Origin of the sequence: Youxingia wuxianensis (assembly GCF_014385085.1) — a bacterium.
In the GTDB taxonomy this organism is placed as follows: domain Bacteria; phylum Bacillota; class Clostridia; order Oscillospirales; family Ruminococcaceae; genus Youxingia; species Youxingia wuxianensis.
Window position 1 is genome coordinate 1 of sequence record NZ_JACRTD010000028.1, and the last position, 1133, is coordinate 1133.

A 1133-nucleotide genomic window follows, 5' to 3' on the forward strand; every position below is an offset into this window, starting at 1 on the left:
GGCTCTACTCCAAAGTTAGTGGATAAAGGGATTTTGTGATATACTCTCTAGGGGGTGATACAGATGATAGCTAACTTTCCTGACATGATAGCCGGATCTCTCAACCTGAGTGAACCGTGGTATGTTGAGGGGGCGGAGTTTTCACCGGAGAAGAAAGAAGTCCACATCTATGTCAATGTCCGGGAGGGCGCAGAGTTTGCCTGTCCTTCCTGCGGAGGTGCCACTGTACGCAATGGATATGAGCCAACAGAGCGTGTTTGGCGGCATGGGGACTGTCTGTTCTACCCGTCCTTCGTCCATTGCAAGCGGCCCCGGGTGAGGTGTCCGCATTGCGGCACAAAGCAGATAAGCGCGCCGTTTGAGCGGAAGAATAGCCGGTTTACCTTGCTATTTGAGGGGTACGCCATGCTTATCCTTGCCGATATGCCGCGGGCAAAGGCAGCGGAAATCCTCCGCTGCAACGAAAAGTCCCTGTCCGCCATCCTCTCCTACTGGGTGAACGAGGCCATGAGCCGTCAGGACTTGAAGGGGTTAGTGAGGCTCGCCGTTGACGAAACCTCCCGGCTCCGGGGACACGACTATGTTACTGTCTTTGTTGACGCAGACCGGCGGCGTGTCATTGATGTGGAACAAGGCAGAGAGAAAAGCGTTATCTCCACCTTTGCCGAGAAACTAGAGAAACACGGCGGTTCCAAAGAGGCTGTCTGTGCTGTTACGAGTGATATGTCCAAGTCCTATCTGCCTGGCATCGCTGAGAACTTCCCGAATGCCCTGAGCGTGATTGACAAGTTCCATGTCAAGCAGATACTCACTAACGCCCTCGATATGGTACGCAAGGAGGAGCAGAAGTCATCCGAAGCCAAGCAGGCCCTCTTTCAGGGCCGCAGGCTGTTCATGATACCCAGAGGACGAATGTCAGAACAGCAGGTCGCCAAGCTGGACTCCCTCTCCAAGCGGTATCCTAAGACCGGTAAGGCATACAGCATTGTTGCTGCCCTGGATGACTTCTACGCTTGCTATACGGTGGAGGAAGCAAGGAACGCCTTTGACTCTCTCTATTCCTGGATGCGCCGTTGCCGGTTGCAGCCAATGAAAGACGCTGCCACCACACTACGCAACCACAAGGAGAAGAT

At 54.0% G+C, this 1133-nt stretch carries 1 protein-coding gene; it reads left to right on the forward strand.

Annotation, left to right across the window (positions count from 1 at the left end):
- Positions 1-84: 84 nt before the first annotated feature.
- Positions 85-1133: ISL3 family transposase (locus tag H8705_RS13620; RefSeq protein ID WP_262396321.1), on the forward strand; the 1049-nt coding region annotated here is incomplete at its 3' end.